The sequence below is a fragment of the Armatimonas sp. genome, assembly GCF_031410135.1.
In the GTDB taxonomy this organism is placed as follows: domain Bacteria; phylum Armatimonadota; class Armatimonadia; order Armatimonadales; family Armatimonadaceae; genus Armatimonas.
On record NZ_JANNYP010000569.1, the window covers coordinates 1 to 17,538 of the forward strand.

17 protein-coding genes and 1 pseudogene are annotated in these 17,538 nt (G+C 57.2%); 4 read left to right on the forward strand and 14 right to left on the reverse strand.

All coding sequences use genetic code 11. The features are described from left to right. The 4 genes from RMO15_RS20990 to RMO15_RS21005 form a co-directional block, all read right to left on the reverse strand. Positions 1–197, reverse strand: a 197-nt coding sequence (locus tag RMO15_RS20990) for a hypothetical protein (RefSeq protein ID WP_309716622.1), incomplete at its 3' end; no start/stop codon positions are given. A 43-nt stretch (positions 198–240) separates the two neighbouring features. After that, entirely contained in the window at positions 241–699 is a 459-nt protein-coding gene (locus RMO15_RS20995; protein WP_309716624.1) for a hypothetical protein, read from the reverse strand. 57 nt (positions 700–756) lie between these two features. Next, complete coding sequence (gene mscL, locus RMO15_RS21000) at positions 757–1,188, reverse strand: large conductance mechanosensitive channel protein MscL (RefSeq protein WP_309716627.1); 432 nt, start codon at positions 1,186–1,188, stop codon at positions 757–759. Positions 1,189–1,274: 86 nt separating this feature from the next. Continuing rightward, a complete protein-coding gene (locus RMO15_RS21005; protein ID WP_309716632.1) occupies positions 1,275–3,761 on the reverse strand; it encodes a sugar phosphate nucleotidyltransferase in 2,487 nt (828 codons plus the stop codon). Positions 3,762–3,946: 185 nt separating this feature from the next. Here RMO15_RS21005 and RMO15_RS21010 point away from each other — a divergent pair, with 185 nt between their 5' ends. Beyond that, complete coding sequence (locus tag RMO15_RS21010) at positions 3,947–4,207, forward strand: response regulator transcription factor (RefSeq protein WP_309716635.1); 261 nt, start codon at positions 3,947–3,949, stop codon at positions 4,205–4,207. A 52-nt stretch (positions 4,208–4,259) separates the two neighbouring features. Here the strand turns inward: RMO15_RS21010 and RMO15_RS21015 are convergent, their stop codons facing one another. From RMO15_RS21015 to lpdA, 9 genes are all read right to left on the reverse strand, one after another. Further along, complete coding sequence (locus RMO15_RS21015) at positions 4,260–4,628, reverse strand: hypothetical protein (RefSeq protein ID WP_309716639.1); 369 nt, start codon at positions 4,626–4,628, stop codon at positions 4,260–4,262. Next, positions 4,625–6,151, reverse strand: a complete 1,527-nt coding sequence (locus tag RMO15_RS21020; RefSeq protein WP_309716642.1) for a CRTAC1 family protein — start codon at positions 6,149–6,151, stop codon at positions 4,625–4,627. The genes RMO15_RS21015 and RMO15_RS21020 overlap by 4 nt, the downstream gene beginning before the upstream one ends. Before the next feature lie 139 nt (positions 6,152–6,290). Next, positions 6,291–6,470: a hypothetical protein gene (locus tag RMO15_RS21025; protein WP_309716644.1), complete on the reverse strand. Its 180-nt coding sequence runs from the start codon at positions 6,468–6,470 to the stop codon at positions 6,291–6,293. 186 nt (positions 6,471–6,656) lie between these two features. Then, positions 6,657–8,750: a tetratricopeptide repeat protein gene (locus tag RMO15_RS21030; RefSeq protein WP_309716647.1), complete on the reverse strand. Its 2,094-nt coding sequence runs from the start codon at positions 8,748–8,750 to the stop codon at positions 6,657–6,659. An 81-nt stretch (positions 8,751–8,831) separates the two neighbouring features. Next, the gene (locus RMO15_RS21035) at positions 8,832–9,680 is read right to left on the reverse strand and encodes a DUF1559 domain-containing protein (protein WP_309716651.1); all 849 of its coding nucleotides are present in this window, start codon (positions 9,678–9,680) and stop codon (positions 8,832–8,834) included. Between the two features lie 49 nt (positions 9,681–9,729). Beyond that, positions 9,730–10,740, reverse strand: coding sequence for a LacI family DNA-binding transcriptional regulator (locus RMO15_RS21040; RefSeq protein WP_309716654.1), 1,011 nt, complete (start codon positions 10,738–10,740; stop codon positions 9,730–9,732). Between the two features lie 47 nt (positions 10,741–10,787). Then, the gene (locus RMO15_RS21045; RefSeq protein ID WP_309716656.1) at positions 10,788–11,591 is read right to left on the reverse strand and encodes an ectonucleotide pyrophosphatase/phosphodiesterase; all 804 of its coding nucleotides are present in this window, start codon (positions 11,589–11,591) and stop codon (positions 10,788–10,790) included. A 38-nt stretch (positions 11,592–11,629) separates the two neighbouring features. Next, a complete protein-coding gene (locus RMO15_RS21050) occupies positions 11,630–12,643 on the reverse strand; it encodes a GDSL-type esterase/lipase family protein (protein WP_309716661.1) in 1,014 nt (337 codons plus the stop codon). Between the two features lie 118 nt (positions 12,644–12,761). Next, on the reverse strand, positions 12,762–14,252 hold the full coding sequence (gene lpdA / locus RMO15_RS21055) for a dihydrolipoyl dehydrogenase (protein WP_309716664.1): 1,491 nt from the start codon (positions 14,250–14,252) through the stop codon (positions 12,762–12,764). 143 nt (positions 14,253–14,395) lie between these two features. On the opposite strand from lpdA, the gene RMO15_RS21060 reads away from it, so the two are divergent. From RMO15_RS21060 to RMO15_RS21070, 3 genes are read left to right on the forward strand one after another with little or no spacing between them, the layout of a single operon-like run. Next, on the forward strand, positions 14,396–15,325 hold the full coding sequence (locus RMO15_RS21060) for a hypothetical protein (RefSeq protein ID WP_309716667.1): 930 nt from the start codon (positions 14,396–14,398) through the stop codon (positions 15,323–15,325). Beyond that, complete coding sequence (locus tag RMO15_RS21065) at positions 15,325–15,843, forward strand: hypothetical protein (protein ID WP_309716668.1); 519 nt, start codon at positions 15,325–15,327, stop codon at positions 15,841–15,843. The genes RMO15_RS21060 and RMO15_RS21065 overlap by 1 nt, the downstream gene beginning before the upstream one ends. 2 nt (positions 15,844–15,845) lie before the next feature. Continuing rightward, positions 15,846–17,222 carry a hypothetical protein gene (locus RMO15_RS21070; protein ID WP_309716672.1) on the forward strand — a complete coding sequence of 459 codons (1,377 nt, stop codon included), beginning with the start codon at positions 15,846–15,848 and terminating at the stop codon, positions 17,220–17,222. On the opposite strand, the pseudogene RMO15_RS21075 reads toward RMO15_RS21070, so the two are convergent. Next, positions 17,203–17,538 (reverse strand): annotated as a pseudogene (locus RMO15_RS21075) (gfo/Idh/MocA family oxidoreductase); the annotation flags it as partial. The gene RMO15_RS21070 and the pseudogene RMO15_RS21075 overlap by 20 nt on opposite strands.

Genomic DNA, 17,538 nt, shown 5'->3' on the forward strand with positions numbered 1-17,538 from the left:
GTAAAACGCACAAACTCTCCGGCCTTGAAGGCGCTCTTCCAGCAGGCATCGGAGAGATCGCCATCTATCTTGGGGGCTGTTTTTGTGGTGGGAAGCGCAAAGCTCTCCCGCTGTGCAGGGCCTGATGCTCCGGCGGGGCCACTCATGAGAAAGGCGACGAGTGCACAACTCGCCGCCTGGAAACCTTTGCTATCCATGCTGGGATACTTTACGCGTTTCTCCGACTTGAGTTCCCAAAAATTACTTTGTGATCATCCGTGTTCTAAATCCTGGGTCGGGCGCTTTGTCAAAGATTGCTTTCTGGGCTGGCGTGAGAAGATTACGTTGCTCGTCACGCTTTTTCTTCTGGGTTGCTTGGATCTCTCCGATAATTTTCATTGCATCACCCGAGCTGCCAGAGATCATGATGCGGCCTTCTTTACCACCCTGTGTCGCAAATTTCTCTTGCATCAGCTTGGCGTAGCGCCGCTCGATCTCGTCCCATTTTTTCTTCTGCTCAGGGCTAAGCTTGAGAGAGGCGAGCCATTTCTCACGTTCGGCCTTTCTCTTTTTGAGCTCTTCCGGGCTAGGTTGCCCCATTCGCATCTGAGTGCCCTCAGGAGCGGAGAAGCCACCCCGGCCCTTTTCTTGTGCCTGGGTCTGTGCGCCTGCCGAGAAAAGTAAAAGCCCCAACATCGCCACTGCTATCTGTTTGGTCATTGTCACAACCACCTCCAGACGAGAGACGAGCCAGGGCTTTAAATCCGCGAAACGCGTTTACTTAGATTTGAGCAGGTCGCGAATCTCTGTGAGGAGCACTTCTTGCGCAGGAGGCGGTGCAGGTGCGGCGGCGGCTTCTTCCGCTTGCTTCTTCTTCATGGCATTGATGGCTTTGACGACCATGAAGACAGCAAATACTAGAATCAGCGTATTCACGGCGACGGTCATAAACTGGCCGTAACCGAGGATAACAGCGCCATCAATCTTGCGGGCTTCTGCCAGAGCCTTACCTAGAGGGACATCTCCCTTGAGGACAACGTAGGAATTGGCCCAATCTGCCTTTCCTAATAGTCCTGTCAGCGGAAGAACCATCTCATCAATAAACGATTTTAGAATAGTGCCAATGGCTCCTGCTGCCAACACACCCACGGCGAGATCTACCGCGCTCCCCGATCCAACAAATTCACGAAATTCTTTTACAAGTGACATCTATGTTTCCTTTCAAGTTAGCCTTTTATAAGGCACCGTTGCATCAGATCGCCTATTATACAAGAAATGTTTCCAATATTTGTATGTTACGAACTTACTATGAAGGACGCGCCCGCTTCGGTGAGCTCACGAGCACGGGTGCGGGTGGCGGCTTCGGCATAGACACGGACGAGTGGCTCGGTGCCGGAGGGGCGCAGGAGCAGCCAGGAGCCATCGGTGAAGTCGAGCCGAGTGCCATCGCGGCGACGGATTGCAGCGATCTCGGCTCCCGCTAGGTGAGTCTCTCGAAAGCCCTGGAGTGCCGTATGGATACGGTGCATCTGGGCGGGTGTGGGCCTCAGGTTGATCCGTAGATACTCATGTGGCCCCACTTCCTCGGTAAGCTCAGACAGAAGCTCGGGGAGGGATTTTCCGGAGAGAGCGACTGCCTCCAGGACTAAAAGCGCAGAGAGAACGGCATCACGCTCGGGTAAGTGGCCTGCGATACCAAAGCCCCCGGACTCTTCTCCCGCGAGCAAGATATCCTCGGTGAGCATCTTCTGGCACAGAAACTTGAAGCCAATGGGGGTCTCGATCAGAGAGAGGTTGTGCGCGGCGCAGAGCTTGTCTATCATCCGGGTCGTGGAGACGGTGCGCACGACACTGCCTTTGCCATCACGGGTGCGAATGAGATGACGCAAGAGAAGCGCAAAGAGCTTGTGGGCATCCACGTACGCCCCGGAAGCATCGCAGGCACCCAGACGATCCCCATCGCCGTCTAGTGCGAGCCCTAGCGTTGCTTGTGCGGCAGGCACGGCGGTAAAGAGAGCCTCCAGGTTCTCAGGAGTCGGATCCGGGATGACGCCGCCAAAGAAGGGGTTGCGTTCGGTGCGAATCTCTTGAATGGCGACACCCGCTGGGGCGAGAAGCTGGGTCAGGTAGCCCGCCGCCGCGCCATGAAGGGCATCCACCACCACAAGGCCCGCCGCCGAGAGCCTCTCCAACGGAACAAAGCGAGCGCAGTGTGCCAAGTAGGGAGCCGCCAGATCGGTGACCTCGACAGCTCCGCCTTCCGTGCGAGCGGTGCCTCCACTCATGAGTAGCTCGCGCAATTTCTCCTCAATCCGCGTGGTCATCTCAGGTGAAGCAGGGCCGCCGTAGTTGGCCTTCACCTTCAGGCCTGAGAAAGAAGCAGGGTTGTGGCTTGCCGTGACGACAAGACCCGCCGCGGCTCCAAAGAAGCGGCAGGCAAAACTCACGGTAGGAGAGGGACAAGCGCTCCGGGAGAGGCGTGCACGCAGCCCATTGGCCGCAACCACTTCCGCCGCCGCACGGGCCAGGAGATCGGACTGGGAGCGGGTGTCGTAGCCGATAATCACGCCCTCGCCGGGCACGGCATCGGACTTGACCCAGTCACAGAGCGCTTGGGTGACAAGACGGACATTCTCAAAAGTCACATCGTCGCCCAAAATGCCCCGCCAGCCATCGGTGCCGAAGCGAATCCCTGCCCGCTGGACTTCACTCTGGCTCGGCAGATGCGCCACCACGGACGCAATCACAGCATCGGCCCCTACCACGGCTCCTGGGCGAATTCTGGCTCCTGCACGAACCGTACAGTGGTTGCCCAGAATGCTCCCGCGAACCTCGGTCTGCTCCTCTAGGACGCAGCCACGCCAGATCACGGAGTCCTCAATAAGCGCTCCCTCCCCAATCTGGCAGCGTGAGCCAATGACCACGGTTCCCCGTATCTGTGCCCCACGCCCCACATCCGTGTGGTGGTTGAGAAAGACGCGTCCTCGAATCTCGGCAGTGGGGTGAATGGTTGCGCCTTCTCCCACCCAGACTCCCTCGCGAACCTCGACCCCCTCAATCCTCGCCTCGACACGCTGCTCCAGCACATCCGACTGCGCACGCTGGTAGTCTGTCAGAGTCGTGATGGAGCGCCAGTAGCGGTCTTGAGCCACACAACCATAGACCGGCGCTCCTTCCGCGACAAGCTGGGGAAAGAGCTGGCGCTCAAACGAGAACTCGGTGCCTGCGGGAATGCGGCGCAGGATATCGCGGCGGATCACATAGATTCCCGCATTGATCGTGTCCGTGGCGACCTCACCCACGGGCGGCTTCTCTGCGAAAGCCAGCACGCGGCCCTCCGCATCGCGCACCACCGCCCCGTAGCGTGATGCATCCGACACCGTGGCGAGCAAGATCGTGACCGCCGCCTCTTTTTCTTCGTGGAAAGCAATTAAGGCACTGAGATTGGCATCGGTAAGCACATGCCCATTGAGCACGAGAATATTCTTGCCCACCAAGCGATCCGAAACGGCCCGCACTGCTCCTGCCGTTCCGAGGGGGACTTGCTCACGGTGATAACGCAGAGTCAGCCCCAGCTCCTTGCCTTCTTCAAAGCGGCTCTCAAAGACCTCAGGAAGCACCTGGAGGCAGAGAATGGCATCGGAGATACTATGCCGCTTAAGAAGCTCCAGCGAGTACTGAACCAGTGGTTTTGCCACAATCGGAAGCATGGCGCGGGGGGTTCGCGCCGTCAGTGGATAGAGGGGAGCGCCGCGTTCCCCTGCGAGAATGACAGCCTGCATTACCTGTATTGTACACCAGCTAGAACAATCACGAGAAAACTGGTAATTTTTTCAATGATTTATTTACCTGGGTATGGCAAATATAAAGTACAGAGCACCGAAGAGAGAGATCGGGCTCTGGACTGTAAGGAGACAGAAGATCTTCCATCAGTCATGAAGAGAGAAAACAGGAGGGATACAGCCCCATGGGCGTTTATACCAATAGCGGAGTGTCATCGGACAGCCAAGTGAAGCTCACCAAGCGTGAGGTCGAAGTGTTGTCTTTAGTCATCGAAGGTAAGTCGAGCAAAGAAGTTGCCGACCAGCTCTATGTCAGCAAGCGGACAGTGGATTTCCACCTGGCCAATATCTACAGCAAGCTGAGTGTTACGAATAGGCTCCAAGCTTTCCGCGAGGCAACTCGTCGCGGCCTGCTTGCCTATCCGGGTAGCGGAAACCCACAGTAGTTCCGATTTGCACGAGAGCCCCCGTGTTGCGCCAGCGGCACGGGGGCTATTTTTATGGCGCCTTCGCCTTTGCTTTTTTCTTTTCCTCTCTCATACGCTCAACATAGATCTCAAGCATTTCTTTGCCATGACCTTGGCTTAGCTCTTGGATACGCTGTTGACCAATCGGTGGAATTTTATTCCAGTCTCCCCCCGACTCTTGAACGGCTTTGCGGATCACTTGATCGGTGTCCTCTGTTTGTTTCTCGTAGTACTCTTTTTCCGTGACGCCAGGAGACGGATTGACTTTGGGCTGCACAGACGCAGGCACGGAGGAGAAGATCACAATGATAACAATAAGGATCACAGCGCCAAGTGCCACTGGTGTTCCGTAGGCTTCGATCCAGGAACGTTGCTTGGGCAGTGAGAAATCATCTTTCATTTTGTTGTCTCTTGAACGGTGGTGTAGCGGTCTAGGGAGGGCTTTGGTATCGTTTGCAACCGACCGCTGGGCCAGCGGACGGTGAGGCGATCTATCTTGGTGGCGTCTCCCAAGCCAAAGTGGACACGGGCATCGGATGAGGACATGTAGGAGCCATCGGCATGGCAGTGTCGGACAATCTTGCGGTTTCCTATCTCCAGCGTCACAAGGGCACCGTAGGCATCCCGATTTGCGCCTGTACCCACGAGTTTTAGCCCTAGCCAGTGATTCTTGCTGCGGCTTTCATTATGGAGAAGTAAGGGCTCCCCTTCGGCATCCACGATCAGCACATCTATTTGTCCATCATTGTCGAAGTCCCCCGTGGCCAGCCCCCTCCCGATAATGGGTTTTTGAAGGTCAGGGCAGCGCTTACTGATATCCTCAAAGCGGGCGTAGTGGTTGGCTCCAACCCCCTGATTCTGAATGAGCTGGGATGCTTGGCGAAAAGTGGTGCTCGTGTCTATGTCCGCGATATTGTCTTGGACATGCCCATTGGCAACTGCAACATCAAGCCAGCCATCGTTGTTAAAGTCGAAGAAACGGATTCCAAAGGCGACAGGCGGCGTGGTGCTATTGCCGATTCCTGCGGGGTAGGCCATGTCTGAGAAAACTTTACTGCCCTCGTTGTGATAGAGAGACTTGGTCTCGTTCTGAAACGTGGCGACCAGCAGATCAAGGCGACTGTCGTTCTCCACATCACCCCAGTCAGTGCCCATCCCGCCGTGCACATTGCCGTCGCGATCGTAAGCGGTTCCTGCTGTGGTTGCGAGATTGGTAAAACCGCTGGGGCCTTCTTGGAGAAGATCGCCCGCGATCTCATCGTTTGCGAAAGCAATGTAGGGACTGGTCTCATCTTCGGGGAAGAGTGCGGCCACACCGAGACCGCGGCCTGTCGAGGCCTTTAGAACAATGCGCTGCGCTTTTCCTGTGGGGGAAAAACGGTACAGAGTTGCGGGAACGGGGGTGTAGCTACGGGGGCCACAAGAAGTCAGGATCATTTTGCCGGACTTATCTTTTGCCTCACAGAGCAGCTTGATGCCTGGTTCTGGTCCGAAGATCGCGTAGTTGCAGACGACAAGATCCAGCAGTGAGGATCGTCCCCGAGGCACAAAGGCGGCGGATGTTCCCCATGTTTCGGGTGAGAGTCCTTGGGCCACCGTGACATCGGTGAAGCTCTTGCCCGCGTCATTGTGTAGGAGCCGACCCTCACGCCAGCCCGTGAGATAGAGATCGGAAAAACCGTCTCCGTCGTAGTCCCCAATAGCACAGCCCAGAAAGTGTCCGGACAGCGCCCCAATCCCTGTCGCTTCGGAGACATCGACAAACTTCCCTTTACCATCACCCTTAAAGAGTGCAGGCTTGGAGCCGACGAGCAAAATATCAAGGTTGCTGTCGCCGTCGTAGTCTAAAAACGCGCACCCATTGCCGATGGTCTGGAGGATATTTAAGGGACGCTTGCCGGGGATCTCCCAACGATAGCGCATTCCGGATTCCGCAAGGACATTCCGAAAGAGAGGTGCTTCTTGGGGGGCTTTCCCTTTTCCTTGGGGACAACCAACAAGAAAAACTCCCCCTCCGGCTATCGCCAGAGAGGAAGTCAGCAGTGCCTGTAAACGATGTTGGTTAGCGCGGTGCACCGCCGCTATAACCTCCCTGGCTTCCGCTGTAGCCACCAGGGCGGCTTCCGCCATAGCCACCGCCGTAACCGCCACCATAGCCGCCACTCTGACCAGGTGATCCTACACGTGGGGCACCACTGGTGTTTTGTTGCTTATAGCTAGTGGAATAGTTTGCTGCGTTCATGCCTTTGTGCTTCATCTCTTCTTCTTTTGAAACTCCAGCAGGGATAGGAGGCTCTGCGAGGAATACTTTGTAGAGAACTCCTAAAAGAAGAATCGCTCCGATTGCTGCCAGAGCAATCCAAAGGGGTTTTATTTCACTTTTCATTGTTTGTTTTAAGGCCTTTCTTGGTTGTTTTGAGACTCTGTCTCAGAGACTGCCAAAACGACGGATTGCTTCCCGACGGATTGCATCCGCCTCATTGGCTTTGTCCTTTTGACGGTAGTACTGGATGGCTTTTTGATAGCCCGATTTTTGGTTGGGGTGATCGGCAATCTCCATGAGTAGATCTACTTCTTCTTGTTTACTTCGTCGCCGCTGCTCGTAGATTTGTGTTGCGTCTGCTGCTTCTTTTTCGTGGCCCGCGGCTCGCTCGGCCTTGGCAAGGCGTAGATACGCGATATCACTTCCCGGATCCATGGCAACTGCCTGCCGAAGCTCTGTCACCGCGACGGGCCAGTCTTGGCGGCGTAGCGCAAGAAGTCCACGAACATAGTGTAGGGTGGGCTGTACAAGAGGATCGCGGTCTGCTTCATCAAGGTGCTTCTCTACCTGAGCCGGGTCAAAGCTCGCCTCATCGGTATCCGTGAGCAGGGCCGCCATTCGGGCATGTGTCTGAGTGTCCTCAGGAGAGAGAGCTAGGAGCTGAGCGCCGCAAGCCAAGGCCTTATCGCGTTCACGCCGTGCCACCAGCATCTCAAAGCGTTTTGAGAGTAGGGCAATACTCTCGGGCTCTTTTTCGAGCGCTTTTTCAATGAGCCCTAAGAGCTCGTTGGTAGTTCGCCGAGGGCCAATTTCTACTTGCTGTCTCTGTTGAATATCAAAAAGAACCCGCTCGCCTGGGGTTGGGTTTTGTTGTTGTTTCTGGATGGCGGTCAGAAGCTTTTGGCGATACAGCGGCATTTTCTCGCGCTGGAGGTCGCTGATCTGGGCATAGTCCACCGAGGCTTCCCGTATACGTCCTAGCGAGAGTAGAGCATTGCCTCGGGCCTCTAGGGCACCCGGATTGTTCTGTCCATGCCGCACGGCAAGACGTGCAAGCGCTAGAGCTTCTTTCCCGAAACCAAACTCTGTCAGGTCGTTGGCAGCGAGAATCAGTGCCTTGGGCGAGTCGAGTGCGGCTCCAATAGCGCTGGCATAGTGACGTAGTGTCAGCTCGGGCTGCCCACGTTTCGCCATGAGATGCGCCATCTGACGATGGATTTCCTTGTTCTTGGGATCCTTGACGAGCTGATCTCGTAGCTGGCGAGTTGCCTCGGCATCTTTCTGGCGCTCTTCGTAGATTTTTTGCCAGCGACTGACCTGGCTGGTATCTCCCGCAAGGCGATAGGCCTCCAGTAAGTACTTGGCGCCCAGCGGCTCACCTGGCGCTAAAGTATCGGCTTTCGTAAGCAAGGGGAGCGCTTCGGCGACTTGCTTTCGTAGAAGTAAGGCCCGGCCCAGAAGGCGCATGCTCTCGGCATCGTCGGGACGTGTGCTCTGTAGCTTACGGAGAAGTCCCTCCGCCTCCGTGATGGACTCTGGCTTGGTTGTATCCAGCAGCAGCTCGGCAAGTGCTCGGGAGAACGCACTCTGCTCTGGGGCAAGACGCACGGCTTCACGGAGCGAGCCAATAGCGGCCTCAGGATTGCTTTTGGTTTCTAGACGACCCAGGTAGGCATGGGCCTCCGCGTTTTGAGGGTTCGCTTTGAGGGCCGCAAGTATTGCCTCACGCGCTCCTCCCACATTGAAGAAGTAGTCGCGCACTTTGGCAAGCAGTGTCCAGGCATGACTATTCTGGGAGTCCAGTCGGATGGCAGTCTCTAGCTCCTCTTGGGCACGCTCCATCGAGTTTTGCGAGCCGTAGAACTCACCGAGTAGGGTGTGTCCCTCGGAGCTGCTGGGGTGACTGCGGACAAACTCCTGGAGATAGCCCTGCGCTCCGGTGACACGCCCCGTTGCCATCAGCACATCAGTCCAGGCGCGACGGATTCGAACTTCATCGGGACTCAGCCCGGCAGCACGCTCAAGAACGCCCAGTGCTTCCTCAGAGCGGCCCGCCGCCTGTAGACGACTCCCAAGGTGGTAGAGATAAATCGGGTCGTTCTGGTGGGTGAGAAATCCTTTTTCTAGCTCAGGCAGGGACAGACGCACCGCTTCTTGTTCTCGGGATGAGGGAAGGAAACGGGCGGCACGCCACCAAAGAACCCCGGCGAGGGGCACTAGAAGGAAGGCGAGGGTTGTAACCAAACGACGCTGACGCATAGGGGGTCAAAAATTGGGGGAAGCAAGCGCTTCCCCCTTTTTTCTTACCAGGAAGTACAAGTGTACCTCTTGGTAGGCTAACTAGCGGTTATGCCAGATATCGTCTGGCGTACCGATCTTAACAGCAAGCTTGCCACCCTGAATCGCCTTGGCATGACCATCCGCAAAGACAAAGTTCCCCAGACCGCTGTGCGGGAACAGCGGACGGCGGCTACCGTTGTTGCCTTGGCCTGATGCGATATTCCACTCGCCCTTGCCATCACCAGGCATCGCCATATCCCAGTCCACGGTTGCGTCCCAGGTAGGATCACCGGGATCTTTCCGCCAAACATCTGGCCTGAAGCGGTAAGGCCCACAGGTTGTCGGGTTGTTGGCTGCTGTACCATTGCGTGTACCACAGTAAGCAGAGCCATCGGCGTAGTTGGGATCAACCCCAGGTGATGTACGCCCTGACTTGGCGGCTTCTCCAATCATCACGAGGTTTGCCGGCTCCGTAATAGCGGCCATGCTCACACCCGCATTGTTCCAGTGGTTAGTAGGCGACTGTGCCCACCGGTTGGCGAAGTGTGCTTGGTTATAGCCATAGCTCGTTACCCCGATACGGGTGCTGGGGCAGATCAGAATGCTATTGTTGGTAGCATTACCGGTGTACATGGATGTCCCGTTCCTCTGGATATACGGGTTGAGCACCCAGCGCCACATCGTGCTTCCATCGGGCTCGCCCCAGCCGCACATATACGTCTCATCGTAGTCCTGAATGTACATCATGGACGCGGTGCCGATTTGCTTCAGGTTGGAGAGGCAGCTGATGGAGCGTGCTTTCTCACGGGCCTGTGCAAAGACCGGGAAGAGAATCGCGGCGAGAATCGCGATAATCGCGATCACCACGAGGAGTTCAATGAGCGTAAACGCTCTACGGTTGCGAAACATTGCAAAGTACCTCACATTAGGTTTGGAATTTAGTGTCTGATCTTCTTTTTTAAGTCGAGTCTCGTACGACCAGAGTTGGCGGGAAACGCTTCACTCTAGTCTCGGCTTTGACGTTCTTCTTCTCGATAAGGTTCGCAAGGCCCTGCACGACGGCTTCTCCGATCTGGTGCATGGGCTGCTGGATGGTCGTTAAGCCTGGTGTCATGTACGAAGCGACCGGCCAGTCGTCATAGCCAATCACGGTAACGTCCTCGGGAACGCGCAGGCCCTTATCACGCGCCGCTTGGAGAACGGCAAGAGCAATACCATCGTTGCCCGCAAAGATCGCCGTGGGGGTAGACGTTTTCTCCAAATACTGCTGAACGGCGGCATAGACGACCTCTGCTTGAAACGAGTGAGCGATGAAGTCTTGGTCATTCGGCTCGATTCCCCACTCGCGTAGAACTTGCTCAAAGACGGCGCGTCTCACTTGCGTGCTCTCTTGGTTCGGATTGCCGATGGCATACACAATCTTGCGGTGCCCTCGCTCCCACAGGTGCTGCATCCCCAGCCGCATTCCCACTACATTGTCCACGTCTACACAGATCGTCGCATCGTCTTCGTAGAAATCTCCGGCTCCTACAATTCCCAATGGAATCCCGACGCTTTTCAGGCGCTTAGGCAGGTCCTGCCCGAGCCGGGGGGCGATCATTAGCATGGCATCGGGCTGCTGTGCTCGAATGTGGTGCTCGATGTCTTTGTCAGTTCCTGCCGTAAAGAAGGTGATATTGTAGCCACGCTGCCGCGCTCCCGCAAAGACGCCTGCTAAAATTCCGGCGTAGTAGTTATTGGTCACGATCTCGGACTGCTCATCGCCTACCAGAATCCCCATGACATGAGTTCGCTGACGAACAAGGCTCCGCGCCACGGCATTGGGGTGGTAGTTGAGGCGACGCATGGTGGAGACCACACGCTCCCGTGTCTCGGGACGAACGGCGCGGGGGCCATTGTTTAGGACATAGGAGACGGTCGCCACGGACACGCCACTCTCTTTTGCAACATCGCGGATTGTTACCATCATTGATACAATGCGATTGTATCTAAACGGTTAGATTTTGTCAAGAGGCTCTAAAAAAGCGCTTCCCGCACCGGCTTGCCGTCCCAGGCCGCAGGAGCTTCCACCCCCAGTAAAGCCAGTGCCGTCGTCGCTGTGTCACAGGTAGAGACAGGGTCCGTGAGAGTCACGCCACGACGGATCCCTGCCCCAAAGGCAATCCAGGGGATCAGCATGTCTTCATCGGAGGCGGTGCCGTGTGTCTTGGCATGTCCCCCATGGTCGGCGGTCAGGATAACCGCACTTTCTTTGCTGATGCCTGCCTTCTTGATCGCTTCTAGAACGATCGCGAGAGCCTTATCTTCATCGGCAAAGGCTTGGATCTGCTCGGGCGAGCCCCAGCCCTTGCTATGGCCCGCCCCATCCGAGTCGGCAAAGTGGATAAAACAGAGGTTGGGCTTATTTGCACGAATGTAGCCCGCCGCCGTCTCCGCCACGATCTTGGCACTGTACTCCGGGACGGCAAACGCATTGAGGCTTTTGGGTTGGTAGAGATGCGCGAACTTCTCTTTTCCCGCAAAAAGCGCGGTGGACTTCTTCGCCTTCTTCGCAATCGCAAAGACCGTCGGCACACCCACCACACCCTTTTCTGGTTTCCAGTCGTTCCAGTCTATCTTATGGGTCTTGGGCAGCACCCCTGTGAGCATCGACGTGTGCGAAACAAGGGTGATACTAGGGAAAACCGTCCGCGCCGCCCAAGTGCCCGCGCCCTCTTTGAGGAGCCGCTGGAGCGTGGGCATGTAGCATTGCTGCATCACCGAGGGCTTGCCGCCATCGAAGCTAAAAATAAAGACGTGCTCAGCACGGGGGGTACTCATACCTCCGTTGTACCCGAAGGGAGAAGCGAATAAATCCCCTAGTCGGCAGAGTTTGAGGGGACGATTCCCTGGGCCTTGAGCGCCTGTACCAGCTTCTCCGCAAGCGCGGCACTTCCCTCAATATTGGGATGCAGTGGCCCGCTGTACCAGCCCGTGCTATCAATGTAGTACACGCGCGAGTCCCCCGCAGCATTGCAAGCGCCCACAGCAGCTTTGATATCCTCCCCATGTGCGCCACCAAACGGGCGCAGGGCGACAAGTTTCGCTTTAGGGTAGGCACGACGTATCTGTGCCAGATACTGACCATAGAGCCCATGATATTCGGGAGAAGGCGGCTCGTTGGTGCCTTGATTGATCACCACCACATCGGGCTGCCACTTATCACGCGGGCAACCGGCGTAGAAGAAGTCAAACGCTGCTAGGGCTCCTGGCGCACCACCGCTTCCCACAAGCTTTAGGCCCGTTGCCCCAAAGCCCACCTGTCGCCACTCCGCCCCGAGCGTGAGCGCGGTCTGCGCTGCGTACGACTGCCGAGCATCGGCGAGCCAGGGCCAGGTGAAGGGAATTCCCGGTAGCACGCCCGCGCGGCCCTCGTTAACAATCACGCCCTCGGTGATGCTGTCGCCCAGAAACTCCATTGTGAGCTTGGGCTTACGCCACTGTAGGAGCGCCCGCTCTAGCTTCTGCGCTTCAAAGCCGGTGAACGTCACGCTGGCGATCAGCGGCGGCATCCAGCGACTCTGGTGCTCGTCGAGGCCGCGCACCATTAGCATCACGGTGTGCGAGCCCTTAACCAGCCCCTCGGCTAGTGTCACACTTGCCGCGAGCTCGCCCTCCTGCCACGCGCCATCGTCTATGCGCCACGCGATGGTTGGGTACGAACCCTCTTTGGTGCACTCGCAGTGAGGCCTATTGAGGGAAAGATCAAAGCTCGCCTTGAGGCTCGTGCCCGAGAACCGTGCCTTGACATAGCTACCACTATTGACCGTGACAGCGCGTTCTTTGCCACGCACGTCCCACCGCCCGAAGAAACAAAGCTCTCTTGACCACATAAAACCTCTCCCCTAGCCCCTCTCCCGGGCGTTCGTGCCTCACTGGGAAAGGGGACACGATCTGAACCCCCTTCCCCAGCGACGAAGGAGCGTCTGGGGGAGGGGGCAGGGGGAGAGGTTACTTGTCGATCGCTAAGCCCTTGACATCTTCATTGGCCTGCCCCATGGCCTCGGCGAGGCTGGGGTGGGAGTGGACGGTCTTCATCAGCTCATCCACTGTGTTTTCTAGCTGGATGCTGACCACGGCCTCCATGATGAGGTCGGTGGCGTGGGGGCCGATGATATGAACCCCGAGGATCTCGCCGTACTTGGCCTCAGCGACGACTTTGACAAAGCCTTCGGTCTGGTTGATCGCCATGGCTTTTGCAAGGTTGCGGAAGGGGAACGTGCCCGTCTTGACCTCGTAGCCCTGCTCTTTTGCTTGCGCCTCGGTGAGGCCCACGGAAGCCACTTCTGGCTCGGTGTAGATACAGCTGGGGATCGCCTTGTAGCTCATGGTCGCCGCGTGGCCGCAGATATTCTCCGCCGCCACAAGGCCCTCCGCCGTGGCTGTGTGCGCCAGCCCGGAGCCGATCACATCACCGATGGCATAGATGCCGGGGACACTGGTTTCGAGCTTGTTGTTGACCGCGATCGCCGCGCGGCCCTTGGGCGAGCCCAGCGTGATGCCCACACTCTCTAGCCCGAGGCCGGTCGTAAAGGGTGTGCGGCCCGTGGCGATTAGCACCACATCGGCAGGCAGGCTCTTCTCCGCGCCATCTTCTCCGGCAAAGAACACTTCTTTCTTGCCGTCTTTATCCTCGACGCGGGTTACTTTGACGCCGGTCTGGATCGCGACGCCCTGCTTTTTCAGGCTCTTGGCCAGCTCCTTGGAGAGGTCCTCGTCCATGTTGGCGATGATGCGCGGCAGGAACTCCAGCACGGTGACTTTCGAGCCTAAGCCGGCGTAGACATAGGCAAACTCCACACCGATCACGCCACCGCCGACAATCACCAGCTCGCCCGGCACTTGCTTGGCGCTCACGGCCTCGTTGCTGGTCCAGAGCGGACCCGTCGCCAGCGTGCCGTCGGCTTTCTTGGCCTTCACGGCGGCGTTGTCGACCCAGATATCGGCGCTGTCCACACCGGGAATCGGTACCTTGCTCGGGACAGACCCCGTGGCGATAATAATATTAGCCGTGGTGATCTTCTCGACGGAGCCATCCGCCTTGGTGACTTCCACGGTGTTCTTGTCTAAGATCTTGCCGTAGCCCGCGACATGCTTCACTTTGGCGCTCTTGAGCAGGAACTCGACCCCTTTGTTGAGCCCGGTGACGATCTTATCCTTGCGGCCCATCAGCGCAGGAAAATCATAGCCGACGTTCTCGGCGATTAGGCCAAAGTCCTTGGCATGCTTGAGCGTGTGGAGCGCCGCGACCGAGCCGATCATGGTCTTGGTTGGGATACAGCCCCAGTTCAGACAGGTGCCTCCCGGATTATCGGACTCGATACAGACCACCCGCGCCCCCAGCTGCGCCGCTCGCTTGGCCGCCGGATAGCCGCCCGGCCCCGCTCCGATCACGACAACATCCGTATCCTTCGACGGGTCAAAGTTCGCCTTCCCGCTCATTGCATTAACTTCCTTCCAGACAGACAAAAAGGCCGCAGATCCGGCCCTTGTAAATTTCCTCTCTAGTGTACCCCACCTGTAACGCTGCCGTAACGTTGGCCTGTATAATGCAAACTAATCAAGACACTTTTAAGGAGAAAGTGATGTTATTTCCGATCCCACTGACCATGCCCGCCTTGGTCTATATGGTTTGCCCGAACGACGACGATGCTGATCTAAAAGGTATGCCACTTACCAGCGTCCACAAAGAGGCTCTAGCGGCACTCAAGAAAGAGGGCTACAAGCGCACCCGCGTCGAAGAGGACGATTTAGTCCTTGTGGGAAGTGCCACCGAGGTAGATCTTCTCTCGCCCGATGGCAAAGAGAAGATCTCTCTGGTCTTCTACACGGAAGATGACAGCACGGTGGAGCGCGAGACGCTGGTGCCGGAGTCCAAAGCGGAGGCGACCACACGCTATGGCACGCTGCTCAAAGAGAAGTTCCCGAGTATTGTACTCACCTGCTACGAAGTCAACAGAAAGACCTACGCTGCCGTACAGGTAGAGCTTTCTGAGGCAACGCCCCAACGCGTCGTGGACGCTCTGGCGGAGACGAAAAAAGCCATCGCTTTCATCGAGCAAAACCGAGGCGCGGCTACTACACCCATCTCGACACCCACCAGTCCCCTTGAGGCGACGCTCAAAGACGCAAAGCTAAGCTACACGGAGATTGGGAACTTCTACCAGCTCAAGTACGACTTCAGCGACACAAAACGCAAGCAGACTGTCTATATCCGCAAGACGGAGGAGAGCTACAATAGCCTGAAAGTCCAGGAGATCTTCTCGATCTGCTACGACTCCAAAGACACACCCAGCGCCGAGCTGCTTCAGAGCGTGTTTCAGAAGCGATTCGCAATCGGGGGGCTGGTGCTGGAAGCTCCCAGCGAGACACAGACAAACTGGCGCATTCGCTTTCGGGCCACAATCACCACCTCGGCGCTGCCTGAGACCCTCAAGGAGTACCTCAATCTTGTCTCAGGCACCGCGGATAATCTGGAAAAAGAACTCAATCCTACCCAGGAGGATAAACTCTGATGCTTACGCCCTTTCTTCCCGCCCTCGCCGCCTTCGTGTTGTGTGTCGCGCCCCCGCAAGTGGATGAGGCAGGTAAAGCCCGCCTCAAGAGCGCTTTGGATGCCACGGGCCTCAAACATGAAGCCAGTCCCAGTGGCTTGAGCTACACCGTTCTCTTTGACCATCCTGATAAACGCCAGCAGAAGATTTTTGTTGGCACTGCTCCCACCAAGGTTGGTGGCCTGCTCACTCACCTGGTTTACACAACGGTCTGGATAAATGCCACCGCACCTCCCGATGACGCCTTGCTCCGTAAAGTGCTTCTCCAGAGTAAAAAACTGGGTCAGTTCTATCTCTTCAAAGACACCAAGGGCACCTGGGCGCTTCGCTTTGGGGCGCACTTCGATGCCACGGGTCTGAAAGACATCTCGGAGAAGGGCGACACGCTTGCCACAACGCTCAAAGACCTGATCTTCTTCGTCAATGCCGTCGGAGAGGAGACCGATAAGATGCTCAACGGGGAGAAGGATATCAAGTAGCCATGCTTCCTCCTGCACTAGTTGTGCAACAGTCCCCTGAGAGTAGCCTGGCCAGGCTCGCGCCTGAGCTTCAAACCGCCGTCGCCGAGCTCAAGCGCCTCGGCTACATGCTGAGCCAGGCAAGCGCACCGCCCAACACCCGTGGCGTGGTCGAGCTCAAGCACTCTGGCTCCCCCAATACGCTCGTGGTGGTTTTTCAGCCTGCTCAGGTAAAGATCCACCTGAACGTGCCCCTCAGTGACGCGCTCTACGGCCAGAGTGAGACACTCAAAAAACAGCTTGCGGCGGCCTTTCCCGAACTGGAACAGTTCTATTTAGGCTCCAGCGATGGCAAGAACTTGGCGAACCTGAGCCTCATCAGTACATCGGCAACCCCACCAACCGCCTGGTACGCCGAGACGCTCGCAACGCTCCAGCGCGCCGACAAGCAGCTCGTGGGCACTCCCTCACCACAGCTAGATGCGCTCGCCCTGGACGAGGCGTTCAAGTCGGGAGTTCAAGAGCACCTGAGAGCGCTGACGACGAACCGGTTTACCGTGTCACAGCTGGAGAAGAGAGAGTCCTCGGCGCTCACGCCGCCGTATTTTGTGCAGCTTCTTGCAAAAGATACAAAGGGTGACGAGAGCATGGTTGCCTTTTTTCCTCAGGCGAAAGCGACACTCTACACGACCAGCACCGAGATCAGCCTCACAAAGCCACGCGAGCTCGCTGAGCGAGAGCTGAGTGCGGAGCTAAGCAAGCTCCTCCCCGAAGCGAAAATTTCGTTCCTTGGCTCTCTGGCGACGCCAAGTATGTCTACGCTCAAGCTGGCCTATCCCGTCTCGGCGCGGGGACAATTTAGCTTGGTAGAGCAGCTAGAGAGCTTTCACCTGGCACGACTCTTTGCCCGGCGAGGCCCCGCGTCCTACTCCGAGAAAGAGCAGAAGCTCCTAGCAAAGCTCTCGGTCAATGCCTTTCAGAAATCGGTGATCACCCAGGTGAAGCGCGAGGGCTGGCGCATTGATGATGCCTATGGCTTCGCGCGCGAAAAAGAGCCGCTAGGGGGCTATCTGGCGATTTCTCGTAGCGAGGCTCCCGCTCCCAACGCGGCTCTGGCCCCCTTGAGCCTCAAGATCCATCACAACGCAGTGGACATAGATGCCGTCGGCTTTTTATCTGCCAAGAGCGAAGCCGAGCGAGAGCGTTTTCAGGAGCAGCTCCAGAAGACCTACCCGGCCTTCAAAGTCACCGTCCTCTCGTCCTCGCTGACCCCCGGCTACGATAGAGTTGTCCTCACGCTCTCCGAAGCACTGCCCGCCAGCGACGTGCCCATCAAACTCCTCGCCATCCTCCTGCGCCTCCAAGAAACACTCGCGCAGGTTACGAGTCCAGCTCGCTGAGCTTGACGGGGCGGCGCTCGACTGCCGAGAGCTCGGCGGCGAAGACGGCTTTGTGGGTCTCGAAGGCGGTCTCGAAGTCCGTGTAGGGCATGGGCTGGTTGTTCTGGAGCGCGTCAATAAACGCCTGGAACTGTGGCGGGTACGGATGATCGCTCACATCGCCGGAGTCCACGGTCGGAACCCCGAGCTTGGTCCAGAGGTCTTTGCTGAGGCCAGGCCACTGGAGCGTCGTGAGCTTCTCGTCGAGAATGCTGCCCGCACTACCGACGAGGTGCTGGTGGAAATAATACGGCTGGAGGCAGTCAATACACGAGGT